Here is a 16,881-nt window from a genome sequence, read left to right as displayed (position 1 = left end):
TGGAACGTCCCGCAGTCAATGTGGAGGTATCACTGTCAATTTCAAGGGGGGGCACGAAGGGGGCACCCCCACCGGACCTCGCTAAAAAAAGTTCTCTCGGTGCCAATGGTATCCCCAACCGAGTCAGCTCCCTAAACGTTCGATCGCAAGTTGCGACCGAACGACTCAGAGATCGTGAAGGATCGATCATTGCAATCCTCCCTCAAGCAAGGAATCGTCCAGTAGCGAGGCAAACGCTTCATCCACGCTGGACGAATCGGCTGAGCCTCCATTGGCCAGCGTCGGCCCGAAGGAATCGACCGCATTTTCAACCGACGAGCGACCAATCTCGAAGCCCGCTTGAAGAATCGCGTCGCGTGGATCGACGGTTTCGATGCTCGGCTCTTCAGCCACTGCGACCGCGTTTCGGACAGGCAAATTGGCATTGGAGGCCGATGCGAACGAAACCGAAGCCGCAAAATTCGCATCGTTTGAAGGCGAGGCGTTTGCCGCCACGATCTCACCTTCCGCGACCGATTCCCCGCTGCCCATCGGTTGAACACCACGGAGCTCCAATGCGTTGATCACGAGCAACGCATCAAACGCCGAAACTCGACCATCCCCGCTGACGTCATAGTAGTCCGGTGGCGGAGCACCAAGGTCGGCAACCGGGATCGACGAACTTTGCCCTGTGAGTCGTTGATCGAGCAGGTTGATGATGCGTAACGCATCGAGTGCCGAAACCGAACCATCGGCGTTCACGTCCGTGACCAGCGACGAAATCGGATTCTGGTAACGCGATTGGTTAAACGTGAAGGTGACCGTCGCGGTATTACTTGGCAAACCAGTCGAATCGACCACGTTGTAGCTAAATGTCACGGTGTCCCCGACGGCGCCCGATTGGGCGGTGAAGGTAAACGTGCCGTCCGCATTGAGCACAAAGTTCGGATCACTTGGCGTGACCGAAGCCGGGTCGATTGACAACGTATCGCCATCGGCATCGCTATCGTTTCGCAACAAACCGTTTGCTGGATTCAACACCTGAAGTTTCGTTCCCACGGGGACGTTGTACGCGTCGTTCGCAGCAACCGGTGCATCCGGCGTCGGCGCGACCGTCAACGTGAACGCATCGCTAATGCGGAAGTTTCCGTCCCTGGCCGCAATTTCGATTTCAACGCTACCCGATTGATTTGGCTTCAGTTCAATTTGCAACTCATCGCCGACAAACCGAATCGCTTGGACCAACGGATTTTGCGCAATTTGGGTCGGCGTTGGATTCACAATGTTGCCGATGCGGGCAACCGAATAGGTCAACGGTTCGCCATCGGGATCCGCAAACACGCTGCCCAAATCAGCGGTCACCAACACGTCTTCCACGCCACTTAAAGGGTCGAGCGTACCGACGAGCGTCGGTGGATCGGGCGTATCAGTGACGGTCACGGGGATCGGAGTGACGACGGTTGCTCCGCTCGGATCAACCGCGGTAATATTCAGCGTGGCTTGCCCAAACGCGAACGGTGGAAGCGTTAGAAGCAACGTGTCACCCGAAACGGCGGCACTAATGATGGACGTATTGGACGACGTCACGGAGAAATTGATGTCGTCATTCTCAGGGTCACTGAACCAAGTCGACAAATCGTATTGGACCGTTCTCGCATCCGCTTTGCTCTCATCCAACGTCAACGAAGTTTCGTTCGGGTCGCCGTTGATGCCGATGAACTGCGGAGCATCGTTCACTCCGCCGACGTTGATGATCACCAACGCGGACGAGGTTAGTCCCAAGTCATCGCTAACCGTGTAACTGAACTGGTCCACGCCACTGAATTGTGCCGGCGGGGTGTAACGCAAGCTACCACCCTCGAACACCACATTTCCGCCACGGAATGTCCGCTTAGGAAATTCGGCCGTCACCAAGCTGATGGTTTGGCTTTCGGGCGCATCGGTTTCGTTCGTCGGCCCAGCGGTGTCATTGTCAAGGATGCCTTGATTATCCGCCGTGCGAAGCGGAATGCTTAACGGCTCGTTTTCCTGGGTCGTAAAGGTGTCGTTGACCAATCGTGGGGGATCGTTGACCTTCGTAAACGAGATCGAAACCGTGCCTTGTTTGATCGCCGTTTCGGAGGTTTGTCCTGCACCAGGCACGTCTGCAACCGAGTAGAAGAACGTATCGGAGTCGGGCCCGTTGTAATCCGCCGGTGGCGTGTAGGTCACGGTTCGTCCATCCGCCGAGATCGCAATCACTCCGCCGAGCGCAGAGAGGAAAGGACCACGTACGCTTCCGACCGATTGAATGATCAACGGCTGGCTTGCCTCGTTGGCAGGTCCCGGAACGTAGAACGGATCGATCAACTCAGCCTTGGTAAAGGTTGTCACAGCGTCTTCTGCAATCGTGCGAGGCACGACAACGTTGTTGGTCGTTGCGACCGGAAGATCGTTGACCGGTTGCACATTGATGGTGACCGAGATCGGCCGCCCGCTGAGCAATTGGTCTTCAGGGGAGAGCGGTTTGACGTCCGTCACTCGAGCGCTGAACGTCACCGGTCCGTTGAAATCCTGAGCCGGCACAAACGTGAACGTGCCGTCGCTTTGCAGATCCAACACACCCGCTGCCTCGCCGCTGACCATAATCGTTCTGACACCAACATCGTCGGGATAGACCGCGATGTCGTCACCGTCCGCATCGGTCACACCCACCAAGATACTGTTGTCGTTCGCATTTCCGGGCGACAACAAACCGTTGACGTCAGTGGCCTGGAGCTGCTGGTCTTCATCGGTGCTGTAGCTGAGATTGGCTTGTTGATCGCCGACCATCGGAGGTGTTCCGGGTAGCAATCGCAAGCGATAGTCTTGAACTTCGCCACTGAGTGCCAACCCGATGGGTTCCAAACCACCGTTGCGGGAAACACGGAACCTCGCATAGGTATCGGTGGCCGTCACGGGATCCGGAGCGTGTGCAGGGAAGGGCACGTAGAACGTTTGGGGGCGTCCATCGCCGTTCAAAATCGCACTGGTAATGATCTGGTCGCCGACATCGGTGAAGTCACCGTCCGCCGCGAAGTCGATCCAAGCGTCCAAGACGCCCGTGCCGGTCACTTGAATCGGCAAGAAGATCACGGGGTTTCCGTTGTTGTCGCGAATCAGTTGGCCATTTCCATCGACTCGCGTCACCCCGACGCCACGATTGAGAATGCCTTGTGGATTCAGGTTGCTGACAAAGCTGACTCCATCTTCGTCGTTGCCGTCGACAATCACCAGGTTACCCGAAATCGACACTCCGGCCGGGCGGAGCGGACTCTCTTGGATCGCCTGCGCGATCGCCGCAGCAATCGATTCTGGGGTGTTGTCGACCGGACGAATCGCGAAGTTGTCCTCTTCAAATCGACCGTTGATGTCGAATTCGAGCGTGGCAATATCGGCTCCCGTATCGATCGTAATCGTATCCCCATCCCGGGTCGCCGCGTCGACCGCGGTATTGACCGTGACTTCGACACGACCGTCGACGACCGCGACCGTGAATAAAGTGCCAGTGGAGCTGGCCAAAATCGTCGCGTCGTCCCCATCGGCGGCACGCGATGGCATCCCATCGACGTCCACATCGACCTTGGATCCCAACATGATTTCACCATCGACGACGTGTCGCGGACCATCGCTAGCGAGGGTGGTGGGATAGCGACCGGGAACTCCGTTGACGGGGTCCGGTGCATCGCCAAAGTCAAACCCAACGCTTGGCAACATGAAGGTGAACTGGGTTGTTTGATCCTGGCGATTCGGTTCCAACGGATTGCCGACTTTGTCCTTGATCCCAGGCAAGTAGAACGTCGAGACCGGGCCCTCGAAGATTTGCCCGTTCTCAATGAACAACGTGGCTCCACCGCGATCTTCCGCTGCAAGGTTCGTCAACGCTGGTTGACCTTCCCTGTTGACGTTATTGATTGCTTGTAGCAAAGCCAGCTTTACCTGCTCGGCGGTAAAGTCCGGATCAATTGAAATCGGAATGGCCCCGCCTGGGACGCCGACGACGTTCAATGTCGGTGCTTGCGAAGCGTCAACCACCGTCCCCGGTAGATCGTCCAGCGAGACGGTACCGATCGGCTCGCCGAGCAAGTCGAGATCTGCCGTTGCGGTAATGCTCAAGTTCCCCCGGTTGTTGTTGATGGCCGCAGCCAACGAAACCGCAATGTCCCCGATCGTGCTGGTCGGTTGGAATGGAATCGCAATGTTGCCCGGGCGAACTCCGCCCCCGTTATTGACCGATTCAAATTCGAGCGAGATCGAAGTCGTTCCCTGACGCAACGTCAGCACTTCGCCGTCATTGACAATGCCACGACGGACGGAAATCTGGGAAACGCCTGGCGCACCGCTACCTGGGATATCAGGATCGGCGGGAATGCCGGTCAGCTCAACGCGGTCGGCACTAATGCGTCCCAACGTGATCCGGCCGTTAAGAAGGTTCTGGGCCGTCACTCCGGCCGACGAAGCATTGATCGCTGCGACCAAGCTGTCCGCCAAAATGTCGACCGTGTCAAACGTGTTGAAGGTAACCGGAATAGCACCCGGTACCGCTTGTAGCGTGTTGACCAAATTGAATTCGAAGACCACATCGTTGCCGAGCGCGTCACGAAGAATCAACACGCTACCGTCTTGGAAACCACCACCGCCGACGAGCGGCAAGTTCAGTAGCAGTGGACCAAACACTTCGATCGTCGAGCTGCCGGTAACGTCCGGTGCACCGACCACTTCGAGCGACGTTCCCGTGACTCCCAAACCGAGGCCTTTGCTGCCTCCGATGGAGACGAGGGTGCCATTGATCACCGAAACTTGACTGGTGTCCAAGCCCGCGATCGTGTCAACGCCCGCCTGTCGAGTTGACTGGATCGCCGCGAGGATCAAGTCCGCCAATTCAGACGCGGTGGTCGAACGAGTGATGTTGACCGGAATGTTCGGAGCGGTCACCCCATCGTCGATTCGGACACCCAAAATATCGTTGGGCTCATCGGTGCGATTGATCTCGATCGTCACCGGATCGCTTCCATCACTAGGTGAGAAAGTGATCAAGTCGCCATCGGTAGGCGTGCGACTGATTCCCACCAAGGTCAATTGACCAAACGGCACACTGGCCGATCCCGTATCCGGCAGGTTCAGATAAACCGAATCGCCTTGCACGTTGGGGTTCAATCGCAGCGATGACGCCAAAATTGCTTGTTGAATCGCGATCGCAACTTGGTTCGCACTTAGATCGGTCGCAATGGCCACTTCGGTATTGGCCGAGTCGACCAACCCGCCACCGGTATTGAATTCAAATGTAATGGCGCGAATACCATCATTGACGATGAAGGTGTCTCCATCGACCACGCCGCCGAAGCCGGATCCCACTTCGGGAACTCGGAATGCCAACGTGCGAGCATCTTGCAACAATCCGCTGCCACTGGTGATGGCCGTCGCCCCCGGTTCCGCACCGATCGCGACGCGGCTGCCGATCACGCGAGTTTCGACATCCAAACGTCCCCCGGCCACTTCCGCGTCGATTGCGGTTTGGATATTCAAGGCAATTTGGTTCAAAAACGCTGCTAACGCGGTCGGATCCGTTGGCGGACGATCGCTCGGTAACGCGACGACGACACTGCTCGGCAATCGAACACCGTCACTGTCGAGTTCGAACACGACGACCGGGTTCTTTCCATCATTGATTTGGAAAATGTCACCGTCGCTAACGCCTCCGAAATTCGTTCCGACCTGCGGCACGATCAAGGAAATCGTTTCCGGCAATAGCAGCTGATAACCCGTTTCAAATTCGAAGACGATATCGCCGCCGTTGGCATCGGTGATCTTGATTTGATCGCCATCGGTAAGTTCCTGAGCCTCGGGCGCGACCAACACGGTGCGGTCACGTTGGTTCAGAGCAACTCGGTACGAGCGATCCTCTTGCCAAATCCCCGTCAACGGCTTGAGCGTGATCAGGTTTTTGGTTTCCGCGTAATGGAACGTGTAGTCGATGCCTTCGATCAGCATCCGGTCATTTTCAAACACGGTGACATTCGATCCGCTTGGACGCAGTCCAGGAATCGCAGGAACGACAACGGTGTTGTCATCGATACCAATTCCGTAGAACGGGTCCGATGCGTCACCGTTATCACGCAGCAGGATACGGAATTCCTTGTAAGCACCCTCGCTCAAATTGATGAAGCTAACCGCGGGATCGCCATCACGTTGCGTGACCCCATTATCACGTGGAAATTCAGCTGTCGCGACGGGGCCCACGAAGTCGGCAAGCTCATTGGAGCCACGATCACGGAAGACGGATTCGCCCACGGTACCCGGAGGTTGGAAGGACGGATTGTCGGCACGGAAAACGCCGTTGACGTCACGGATCGGCGCGAGCACGTTGCTGGCCGCGATCCCCACAGAGGCTTTGAGCGTCTTGAACTTGTCTCGATCGATTAACGAATTCACGCCCGAATCGACGAGCACCGAGTTTCCGATCGGTAAGAAGTTATTTCCACCGGGATACTGAAGCGCCGCAGCATTGTTACCCAAGCTGACATTGAAATCGTCGCTGCCGCCGTTGAGATTGCTCGGTTCATTGATTCCGGTGGAAATCCCGTTGTTCACGCCACCGTTCAACAGAAACGTCATCTCGTCGTTGAAGGAGGTCGGTTCAGGTTGGTCAAATTGGAATACCGAACCCACCACCACGGTGTCTTGATCCATCGGCTTGACATGGGAATTCGAAAATTGCCCAAACCCAAACAAGTTCGTCTCTTCGATCACCACACTTTCGTGCAGATTGACCAGGACGTTGTTCAAAATTGCGGGACTAGCGCCCCCGGCGATCATGATCCCCGTTTCGTTCAAGAGTTGATCGGTGTCACGTCCCTCCACCGGATCAAGCCTCAACCCCGCATTCCGTGCTGCCGCACTCAATTCGATCTTGGCGACGTTGTTGATGACCGCGTAAAGTTCCGTAGTTCCGTCCCCAGGGGTCGTCAAGCGATCGTGCCCGAAGCCCGACGCGCGATCCCCGGTCAAATTGAACGTGGCGACAGAGGCATTATTTCCATCACGCCCGCCCAATGCGAGTGCCGAGACGCGTTGGATCGGACCGCTGATTCCACCCGGCCCGTTGCCACGTACGTGATTCTCAAGCAGTCCGTTGTTCACGCCTGCTGCGAAATTGATCGCCTGAGCGATCGCTTCGATGATATCGGGCATCTGGTCGTTGGCCGCGATGATCACATTGCCGACTCCGCCACCGGTGGCGAACGTGAAGGTCACTTGGTTGGTGGTGCCATTGAGCACGTCGGGGATCTGCGTCACCGTAAAGGTGGTGCCCAACAAGTCCGAACCGCGTACTCCGCCGCCATCGCTAGCGGATCCGCCATTGATGCTCATCACGAAGCTACGCGCGGTGTAGTTTTCGATCGAGATCGTGTAGTCACCCGTTCCGCCGGTGCCGAGTTCACGCCCCGACAAGCTAGCCGGATCAAACGATTCGTTGCCTTTGCCGCTAACCGCGACAAAGTACGTGCCGGTCGACAATGCGGTAAAGTCAACAAACGGATCGCGTTCGTTGACCGCATCGGCCGTGGGATTGGCAACCGTGGACCCTGGGTTCAAATGCCCCGGCGCGGTCGCGGTATCGACGACGGTCGATCCATTGGCCAACAATTGAGCGACGCCTCGTGCATCGAAGACTTGCAACACGGTATCAAGTGTGTTGCCGGTATCGATGTCGACAATCAAGCGGTCACCCACCTGCATCTCCACGCGGTAGAAATCGACATCGCCGGCAGCACCGATCGGTCCTGAGTTATCACCGATCGTTCCGGTGGTGACATAAGGACCAACGTGACTGCGTCCGACTTTGGTGTCGATCGCTTCGGCGAGGGTGTCGTTGGATTCACGCGTGCCCGATTCAGGAAACAATGCTTCCGTTCCATCGGCACCGTAGATCGTGTTGTTGACGATTCGCGTGAACGGTTGAAGCGGTTCGGCGACAGGAGCCAATTGCGTTTGCACGCCAACTCGAATCGGAGTCTCGGCGACTCCGCTGCGGCCTACCACATAGATATTGCTGACACCCGAGAGGTAGACAGCGGTATCTCCGCTCGCCAGATCACTCGTCAAGGATGGCCCCAATGTGGCGCTGACCAACTCCGTTGAATTGTTGGTCACCAAAATGCTGCCCTGGATCGCTTGCATGATCGCCGAGGCCATTTGACGCGACGAATAAGCCACGCTCGCCCGATTGTCATACAGCGCACTATGGGTGCGGCGGTAATAGATCGGCACATGCCCGTCGGCGACGCCATCGCCACCGACAACGCCCGATCCGCTCGTGAGCGTAGGACTTCCGCTAATGTCTTCGAATTCAAACACGACGCGGGTGCCGCCTGAATCGATCGCCATCGTCACACCATCCGAAATACTATCGCCGTCTCCGGTTTCGATCATAAACGGGCGAGTTTCTCCCTCGACTTTGATGCCGACATAACCCGCTTGGTCGATGGTGTTGTTGCGAATGACCACTCCCGGCATCAAGCCGCCGAGCACTTCGTTATTCAAGGTGGGAAGGTTTCTCGCAACACCGGGCAACGGATTGCCAAACGGTAGCAATGGGAAGCTTCCGAATTGGTCTTCGGGATCGGTTTGACGCACGCCCGGCTCGTTCCAAATTCCGATTGCATGCACGTCGCTGATCATATTTTGCTCGATCACCACCTGGCTTTGACGGCGGACGAAGTTAACGTCCCCTTCGCCTTGGTGGAAAATCACCGGTAGCTTCAAATTGCCGTTGCTGTCCAAGTCCAATCGCGTGCCCGGCGCCGGTGCGTCCGCAACACCGTTAACGCCCATGAACGATCCGCCCCGAGCGCCAACCAAGGACAATCGTCCATCGGTCAACGCGCCGGTGTCCTGACCTGCAGCCGAAGAGGCTTCGACCTTGATCCGAGTCTGCGTCGTGATCGCGGTGCGAATCGAACGTGCAATGTCCTTCGGCTGATCCGCAGCGCTGAACAAGACGGGCGTGTTTCCGAAGCGGACAGTTCCGGCCGTCGTGGTGAACTCGAAGGTTTGGCTGACGCTGCCATCGCTAATGATGAACGTGTCGCCATCGATAATCTGATCTCCGGCGGGAGCGACGATCGTAATCGTTTCGCTGTGGCGATCATTGGTATCAAAATCGAGATTCAACACCGTACCGCCTGGGGTCGGGGTCGCGTATTGCGTGCCCGATCGAAGCTCCAATTGGTACTCGCCCGATTCGCCGGTCCCGAATCCGGTAAAGCCATCTTCGCCCGCGGTTGCGCCGAACACCGTTTCGCCACGCTCGGCAAAGCCAACGATAAAGTCGTCCAGGTACAAGCCTTCGCTCGTCCCCACCACTGGAACGCCCCCGCCCGCATCGAGCGGGGTGTAGGTGATTTCAACCCGGACGCCGCTGTGGCCTGCAAATGCGTCTAGCGGGATCCGCGATTGATGCCAAATCGCATCGGTTTGCGGCACGGCGTCAAGCGTGCTGCCGGTCGGGTCTTGGTCGCTGAAGATCCTTAACGCAACCGTATCGCCCGCGGTGGGGTCGAAACGGTAGTTGTAATAGAATGTGGGCGCATCGGCGGCGACGTAGCCCGCCAAGCTGAACGGATCGCTCGTGATCGTTCCCGCGCCCGTCGCAGTCATCCGGTTGTAATACAACGAGGTATTCTCGACGGCACCTGGGGCACCTTGAGTGCGATCGAAATGGGCTGGTTTCCCATGACCGGGGTTTGCGTCGTCGGCTTCGACAAAGCCTCCGGCAGCAAGCGTCGCATCCGAGAACAGCTTGATGAGGTCGGCTTGCCGTGCCGTGCTAGGCGTCGATGGATTGATGCGGTCTTCGACGATGCGGTGCACCGAGTTGATCGGCTCACGTCGAAGGCTACTGTTGGAGGTCAACTCCACCGGCTCGCGTCCGTCGGCGGTCACCGCGACGTAGTAGGAACCCTCGGGTAACGAGACCGGGCCGATGAAGGCATCGCCGGTGCCAATCGAACCACGCAACAGTTTCTCCAGCGCTGAATTCTCACCGTTAGGACTCGTCAAGTCATCCAAAATATTGGCGTCTTGACCGTACAGCACCAAGCGAGGCAATTGGCCTCCGGTTTCGCCGTCGGGATCGTAAAACACGCTCACGGAGGTGTTCGGGCGATTGAACCCGTCGGCATAATCGATGTCGAATACCGTCGAATGCAGCGACGTGTTACCAAGACTGTAATCGATATCGAATTGATAGAAGTCAACATCAAAACCACTGCTCAGCGAGCCCGCCACACTGATCACATTGTTCTTGTTGCCGACCAAGTTGCCAATGTTCTGAGCGCGTTGGCCAACCGACTCGGTACCGTCGCGGACGATCTGATCATTGCTTGCCGCATTGCCCACAAGCGCTTCGTTCTCACCCGCCTCACCAATCAACGGTGACGAGCTGGGCAAACCACGCGTGTGGATTCCGTTGTTGGCATAGCGAATGTCGGTATAGCGAACCACGCTGCCGGGGAACTCTTGTGCCTCGGTCAAGCGGAGTTGGAAACGGTAACCACCATAGGTCAAACCGCCCGCCATATCATCAGGATTCAGTGAAGCACTGCGAACGCGGAAAAAGTACTTGCTACGCGCCGTTGGATCAGCCGCGTTACCCGGCAAGGTAAAGTGGATTCCCGCGTCACGAGGATTGGTCGATCCAAAATCGTCGTACAACCCGCCCGCGCCACGCTCGGTGTATTCCTCTGCGGATGCTTGCAGCGAGGTCGTGCTACTTTCCAAATTCGAATCGAGCACGACGACCGAGGCGTTACCGGAGGTTTCTGCGAACGAGTTATCGCTGCGTGCCAACACTTGACCATTCTCATCGAGCAATTCGATGACCGTATCAAGCCGGTACGTGGTGTAGTCGATATCGACCCAAATTTCAGTCCCAGGGGCTGCGTCGAAGGAGTAGGTATCGATGTCGCGGAAATCGGTGAGGTAGCCGTCGACCTCAAACCCGTGCCGGCGATTTTCATCTCCCGAGAACAAATTCGGAGCAAGCTCACCGAGGTATTGAGCGTACTCGACGTCGCCGTTGAGCCCTGGGCCCTCTTCGCTTGGCAACTCGAATTCTTTGATCACATCGACGTTGCGGTCGTTGCTGTACTGATCCAAGAAGATGCTGCGCCAATCATTGGGCGCTGGGCGTGATTGAATTCCATCGCCATTGGTGTCGGTGAACTGGGATCCATCCGGTGTCAAACCGGCGCCGACCGTGTCATCGAGCAGACTGGTGAGCACCACAGGGGCTCCCGGTTGTCCAATGATATGAATCGCGCCGCCAATGCGGTCTTCGATTTCGCCCACCGATCCGGTGGCGGTCAAGCCCGTCCCCGTCGTCGCGCTGTTGGGATTTCCCGAACCGAGTAACTTCACGACCAAGCTTTCGTCCAACCGGCTCATCAGTCGCAAGCCGCCGGAGCTATGGAAATTCTCAACCACCAAACTATCGAACAACATGTGAACGATATCGGTATCATCCCACACGCTTTCGGTCGTCAAGGTGCCGCCGCGAATCTCTAGCCCCGACAATTGTCGCTCCGTGGAATCGCTTTCGGTAGCCGTGTCTTCGTAACGGTTGAAGCGAATCATCGGACCATAGTTGTCGTCCAATTCTCGCAACCGATCACTCGTTCCGGTTTGCCGTCCCGCATCAATCACTCGCTCGGCCGTCATCGATTCACTATCGATATCGATAATCGAGCCGCGATTGTCGGTAAACGTGGTCCCGACAATGATGGGTTGCGCACCACGTACAAAAATGGTGGCCGCGTTATTGATCAATCGCCCGAAGCGGCCGGCCGGTCCCGCACCATCTTGTCCGTCTTCATTGAATTCGAACCGCGAATTGGTAACCCGGCCCTCGGCTTGGTGCAGTTCGAGTGCATTAAAGCCACGCGATTGCCCGCCTTCTAGCAAGCTGATGCCGCCGCCGTAAGCAACCGTCGCATGATCCAGGCTGACCGTCGAAGTCGGGCCAGCATAGATTCCGGACCAATCGCCGTAATTTGGATCGGTTCCGCCATCGGTGTCTCCGCTGTCATTGTTCGTGTCAAACGTCCCGCCCGCTCCAAAGCGATCATCGAAGACGCTGGTGAACACCACCGGATTGCTCTCGGTACCTTCGGCCAACAACTGGGTGCCGTAGCCAAGTTCAAAGCGAGCACCGCGAAGTTTAACAACCGTGCCCGGATCAATCACAAGCGAGGCGTCCAAGCGACCACGGACGCCATTAAGGCTGAGGTCCAATACGCCGTCGGTTGAGCTGCCGTTATCGATATACGAGATCGACGATGCGTCCAACTCCGCTACCAATCGATAGACCGGCGTCCCGCCGATATCGATGGCTCGGTACAAACGCCGGGATACGTAACCCGTATTGGATTGAACCTGGGGCAAGCCAGTCAATTCGATGGAAGACTTCGCACTGGACACCGTAAAGCCAAACGGATCCACGCTAGCGGCCGATTCAAAGCCATCGGCGTCCACAAACGTCATCTTGTAGAGGTAATCCCCGGGATTGAACGTTCCACCCCGAAGCATCTGCGCGGAGATCAGCGATGTGGAAGGCGCAAAGCCGTCTTGGATCGAACCGCCTGGATTCGAAGCGATGACGATGTTCTCAGCGATGTAGTGAACCACACTGGTATCATCAAATCGGCTGGCAACGGTCAACGCGCGAGGCGGTTCGGTCGAAGTCGTAACGACTCGGACATACAAACCGTTGATGCTGTTATCAAACAGTTGGTTGTTGTGAATCTCGGGGCCAACACGGTCGTAGTCGGCGGTAAACGCGCCCGCTTGTTGGAACTGAGGCGATTGGTAGCTGGTTTCTTCAAAGCTGTCCGGAGTCGCGCTCATCGCCGCATCGGCGCTATTGGTGATCTCGCTAAACGAAATCGTGGGACGCATGTTGACGATTTCGATCGGATTGACCAACTGTTGCATCGAATCGATCGTCAAGTTGCTCGATCCACCGTAACGAATCTCTGCATGATTGACGCGGTTCATGAAGATCCCTTGATCTTCTAGATTTTGTCGCCCTTCGGCTTGATCGATGTCTTGACGGAACAGCAAACCACCCCAATTACCGGGGCTCACCGCGGGGCTGTTACCCACCGAGGCGCGGTCCACTTCAAGATCACGGAAACTCGTGAAAATCACACTGCCATCGTCAAAGGCGGGACGCTCTCGATCGGTGTCGCCCAACAGCAGCGTTGTGTTGGGATCGCTAAGGTCGACCAAACGCGGCGTGCCGAGAATCTGAAGTACCCCGTTGCTGCGGTCGACTTGGACCGTGCTGCTTCCCACTCCGATGTAAGCTTGACGCAGCTTGAACGCCGCACCCGCGTCAATCATCGTCGTGACCTCTTTGGGCACTTCCATCACGCGGCCATCCTCGAGGAACCCACCGCCGACATCAGGGACGCCGATTTTGTAGCTCAGGTTATCCTCGACCGTCGATAGATCGCCGTCGACACCCCCGTTACCGACGATGCGTACGATGTCCTTGGGCAACGCCGCGTCGAAGGCGTTCGCAACGTTCGAGTTGCTAATGTTATTGAAGGGATGGTCCAAACTGCCGTCGGCGTTCGGCCCGGCCGTTTTGTCAACGAAAATATTACGCCCCGAGGCTTCCAACGCACGCGAGTTGGTCGAGAGCTCGACGCTCCGCTCCCCACTCAAAATCACACTGCCGTTACTGATCGTCGCGGTCACGCCCGTTTTGTTAGCGACGCCATTGATCGCGGTCTGTAGCGTCGAGGCTAATGTGCCCGCGGGGGTTGGGAAGTTTGGACTACCGGGACTGTAGAAGACCGCCACATTTCCCGGTTTCGCGGAACCATTAATAGGAACGAACTCAAACGTTCGCACGACTCCCGCCGCTCCGGTAATCTTGATCGTTTGTCCGACCGTCAACGCATCGCCGTTGTCGGTGAAGGTCAATGTTCGGTTCAAAGGACGCGTTTGGAACCAAAAGTTGTGAACACCGCCGGGGCTGCCGTCGCCATCCCCATCGAGAATCGTGCCCGGAACGCCGGTGCGCTCGCTATCCAAGTCTCGAATCACATCGGTTTCATCGACTTGAGGCTCGAACTTTAGGTGCAGTTCATATTTGCCTTGGGTCAACCCGCCATAACCGCTGCCCGGAATCGTGGGGTCGTAGTTGTCATTCCCGCTCGCAGCAATCCCGACATAGTAGGTGCCTTCACCGAGTGATGCGGTCAACCGCGAATCTTCGCTAAAGTAGTCGTCATTGCGGCTCAATTGCACGAGCCCGCCACCGCTGAGCAAGATGGGCGAGAAAGTCAGTTCATGACTGCTGACATCGGTGCTCGCGGCCCCGGTGACCAACGACGCTCGCATAATCGAACTGGCGAAGGGACTGTTGTTAATCGCATCGATGATCTCGCTGACCGGCAAAGTGGGAACGTTCGTTCCCTTGCGAGGCAATTCGACCAGGATGGCATTGGCGATCGGTTTACCGCTCGAGTCATTCGGCTGGGTCACGCGCACGGCTGTATCGCCAGGCTGACGATCCGAGAGAATAAAATCCAGCCGGAGATTGTTGCCGAGCAGTCCTTCCAGCAACGAATCAATTCGCACTTGCAAACCGACCCCGTAGCCGAAGTCGGTGACTGCGGACGCCTTGATTTCTTGGTAAAGCGTCAACGTCGTGTCGAGCAAACTTGAATCTGGCAATCGCTCGGCGAACGTTTCCGCCGTCAAATTGCCAACACGATCGGCATCATTCAAGTCGACCTGGAAGCGATACAAGTCAATGTCGTTGCTGTCGGGACGGTGAACAAACTGGCCATGCAACACATCAAAGCTGCCGGGGAACACCGGTTCTTGATCCGGTCGACCATTGATCGAACTGTTCAAAAACGTACTGTTTAAACTCATCAACGTTTGCGACGGCAGATCAGGCGTCTGCTCCAATCCCAGGATCAAACCGATCCCGGCTGTCGCCTTGCGCAAGAAATCCTCGCCGTAAGCCGTGTTGAACGTGACTTGATTGCTGAACACCAACGCGGGCTCAGTGAACGTAGGGTCGATGCGAACGCGCGCATTGATCACATTTTGAGAAACGACCGACGTGCCGGGCAACGTACCGGCTTGAAGATTCGCGGTTTCTCCCAATGCGAACGTGATCCCGTCGGAGGCTGTCTCGCGGAACTGCACGCCAATCTTACTCGCCCACAAACCGAGGGCTTCGCGAATCCGCACCTTTTGCCGCTCGGTGATCTGGTTCTGGAATTGAACTCCGGCAACGCTGGTATCAAACACGGGGTTGAAGTTATACGCAATCTCCGTGATTCCATTTTGCGTATCGGGACCGAAGTTATCGTTGATGTGTTGCAACAATCCGCCAACGACTTCATCCAATTCACTGTGACCGGGATCGTTATTGCCGCCCGGCAATTGAATCGCAAAGGGCTGAGGGTCAATGGCTTCTTTGAAAACCAAGCTCGTCAGCGTCCCGTCGGCACCAAAGACTCCAACGTCAAGTGCGGTACCAAGCGTGTCACCGACGGCATTGAGCACCAACGGTGGCGCACCAATTTGGCTGCGTGGTACCGGCGTGCTGCCCCCTTGGGACGAATCTCCATTGAGCGACCATTTGACTTCGATCAAGGCGGCCACGGCCGGCGTCGACAACACCACCGAGTTCAAATCGTTGACCGTCGGCGTATCGCCACCGAAATTGAACACGACCGTGCCATCGGCTTCTGCGCGCACGGCTAGCCCTGCGGCACCAACATCTTCGAAACGCACTTGTCGACCCGAGGCCGATTCACCAATCAACTTCGAAACGAAACTAACACGTAGACCAGCGACCCCAAAATCGGTGACCGCAATCGGAGCAACGACCACGTCGGTCGGCTCGATGATCAGATCCGCACGGCTGTCGACGGCTGTTCCCACGCGCAATCGGAACGTACCACCGCCCATCGAAACGCCAGGCAGATTGTTGAGATCGTCGGCGAAGAACAAGCGTGCAGTATGCGTCGTGGCATCGTAAACCACCGTGTCAGGATGATACAAACGGTCATCGGTCGTCCGCGCGGTCTCTTCCGTCAGCAATAGTTGATAGAAACGTGGATGTTCCGCCGATCGAAGTGTCGGATTCCCAGCGTCATCGTTTTCAACAAACAAGGGATCTTCGTTGAAGTAAACGACGATTTCGTTGCGATTCTGCTGCAACGAACCATCCGCCAAACGCACCACGGGTTGCGGCACGACCGCTTCGACTAGGGCACCAAGCCGAAGGCTAAAGTTGAGAACCTCCGAACGATCTCCCGCCGTTCGAGGAACCAGAAACTCGTTATCAACGTTGCGCAAACCCTGAATACCGAGCCCGGGATCATCGAACCCGTAGACCTCGACGCGGTAGTTGTCATCGGGCAACGATTCCGCAAACCGCACCACGACTTCGTTCTCATTCGGATCCCCCACCGTGACCAAGCCAGGCGTGATGCGAATGTCGTCGGGGGTTTGGAAAATCCCGTCTGCGCCCGGACGCGTGATGCGGATGCCATCAAGCGTGTCGGCGTTGATCTGTTGATTCTCGTCAAAGCGGAAAGTCAAGACGCTCGGAGCGGTGTTCCGCACCGAGCCATCGACAATCAAATCGCCTTCATTGGGCTGGATGCCGATCAACTGTGGCCCCGCCAACAACTGCCGTGCTTCGAGCGTTTCAAGAATATGTTGGCGACGAGACTTCTTACGCGAATTTTTATGCGAACCCTTCGACCTCTTTTCAGAGCGGCGAAGTTCGGAATTCGAGACAGACGATGACGATGACGATAAATGTCGCTTACGCGAGGTCATAGA

The 16,881-nt window shown here is 56.7% G+C and carries 1 protein-coding gene; it reads right to left on the bottom strand.

Annotation, left to right across the window (positions count from 1 at the left end; translation table 11 throughout):
* Positions 1-186: 186 nt before the first annotated feature.
* On the bottom strand, positions 187-16,878 hold the full coding sequence (locus Pla52o_RS06685) for a tandem-95 repeat protein (RefSeq protein WP_146593824.1): 16,692 nt from the start codon (positions 16,876-16,878) through the stop codon (positions 187-189).
* Positions 16,879-16,881 lie beyond the last annotated feature (3 nt).

It is taken from the genome of Novipirellula galeiformis, assembly GCF_007860095.1.
In the GTDB taxonomy this organism is placed as follows: domain Bacteria; phylum Planctomycetota; class Planctomycetia; order Pirellulales; family Pirellulaceae; genus Novipirellula; species Novipirellula galeiformis.
The sequence above is the reverse complement of the archived record's forward strand: the minus strand, read 5'-3'. Positions and strand labels throughout refer to the sequence as shown.